We start from the raw sequence: 2,305 nt of genomic DNA, 5'->3' as shown, positions 1-2,305 counted from the left end.
GTTTAATATATGGACTTTCTCGGTCTATTTCGTTAGGTTGTACCATGGTTATTTGGACAATTTTTGGTAATAACCAACCAGTAACTACTGCTGTGATTAAATACCATGTTAATATAGCTCTTAATGAATAACTGTCAGAAAATAGTTTTGCACTCAATTTTCTCTTTTTTTTCCTTCTTCTACTCAAACGTAAAAATCTGAGACTTGCTTCAATATAAGGCTGAATATCTTTAATAGAAAAAATTGCTTGCCAAAACAAAAATAATGCAATTAATAATGCTAAAACTGTCAAAAATATGTAAGCAGGAAGCTGAACTTTGACATCTGTGTAGCCAGCACCATAGATGACACCACGCTCAGAATAAACTAATTCAAAGCAAGCTAGAAAGTAACTATAGGCTATGGTTAATATAAAACCTCCACCTAAAGTATGAAGATGTCGTTGTTGTTGGTGAGAAAATTGATGAAAATTGCCTTTACTCAGACTATTTCCAGACAATAAATAGATGAGAGTACAAGCAACTAGTCCATATAAAAATAATCCTATTAACCAAAATTTTAATAATTGTAATACTGGAATTTGAAAAACATAAAAACTGATATTGATATTAAATAAATCTTCTTTTTCAGCAAAAGCAGTAGCATTAAATAGTTGTAATATATTTCCCCAATGACTTGAAAGAATAAAACTAAAAATTAAACTTAGTACTATCGCAAATATACTTAACCATAATATGGGATTAATAATAACAATAATACCTAATACAATAAATAATCCTAATAGCCACCAGTTAGACGGTATTTGACTGAATATTTGCCACATTGATTCTATGCTCAATGCTGCAGGAATTTGTGGAGATACCTTCGCAACTGTGAAATCAGGATGCCAATAATCAGTAAATACCTGAATATAATGGGTGAGAATAAGTCCTATTAATAAAATTAATCCTAATACTAAACATAACAACCAGCCTAGATTAAACGAAGGTTCAATACGCAACTTACTTGATGGCATAGTTACTGGTGGAATTAGCATCATTTCTTCATATATTTCGGTTTTTCGATTGTGATTTTTTGGATATTTAAATATACTCGCTAGTCTGAGGTTTGCTAAAAAGAAGACTGATGTAATTACAAAAGTAATTATCCATAACAAAGTTTCAGTTTGTAATTTAGTTATTAGGACAGGCAAATAATTCAGTTCTTCAAACCATAAAAATTCAGCCAATATATTAGTAGATAAATCAAATATTACCCACAATCCCAATAGAATGAAAAATATCGTTACTATCTGTAGGAAGTTGAGATTTTCTAGTGCTTTGGATGACCTAAGTTTTAGTCTGTAAAGAATATTAAATTTCATATAAGTCAGGAGTCATAAATAATAAGTCATAAGTCAAAATGTAAGCATTCAGCTATTAACATTAGTGCTTGGGCAGCATTCCGCAGGAAATGCTTACATCATAATTAATAGACATCTCCAGAAAAGAGGGAGTAGGCAGTATGCAGTAGGCAGTAGGGAGAAAGAATTGATAACTTATGTGTGATAATTGATTTTATTTTTGATTTTTGGAGATGTCTAATAGGTTTAATACCATTTTTGATGTTGTAAATTATCTTTTTTGTCCAATAGACATTTAATATCAAGTCTTTTAATAGCACTAATTATTCATAACATCCTTTTTTTTTAAGTAGTATAAAATATGGGTGTTGATATGTAAATATTTCCTACGGAATGCTGCGCAAACAGCTATTAGCTATCAGCTAGCCTCCTCCGGAGGAACTGCGTTAACAGCAACAAAACTCTCTGTTATTGAACAGTTGTTAAATTAACAGTTGACTTTAAGAGCAAGGGAACCAACTTTTGTAATAAGACAATTAATAAAGCTTTTGTCCTAAAATTAAAAGCAATAGTTGATAGTTGATGGCTGACGGCTGAATGCTTACGTTGATATTATATACATTACATTAACTATAATAGTCATGTACTAGGAAAACTTATCAAAAATTATATAGCAATCCTAAATAGGTTGCGACAAATCAAAAAGTAGATAAAAAAACTGAAACTCTTACCTGTTCCCTGTTCCCTATTCCCTAAAAAGCAGTAAGATTTTTGACACGAATAAAATAGGATTGCTATATTTGATGATTTTCAATTTTAGATTTAATACTTTAGTTAATTAATAATTATATCACCTACATAGGGAATCACTCGATTTCTACCTTTTTGTTTTGCTTGATAAAGTGCCTGATCGGCTCCTGCAATTAAACTTTTATAAGTAGCTTCAGGGAAAGGAATAATACT

At 30.5% G+C, this 2,305-nt stretch carries 1 protein-coding gene; it reads right to left on the bottom strand.

Going from position 1 to position 2,305, the window contains the following annotated elements; all coding sequences use genetic code 11:
- On the bottom strand, positions 1–1,363 hold a 1,363-nt coding region (locus AC3DU7_RS31535; RefSeq protein ID WP_488043172.1), incomplete at its 3' end, for a UPF0182 family protein.
- Positions 1,364–2,305 lie beyond the last annotated feature (942 nt).

Source organism: Okeania sp. (genome assembly GCF_983059655.1).
The sequence above is the reverse complement of the archived record's forward strand: the minus strand, read 5'-3'. Positions and strand labels throughout refer to the sequence as shown.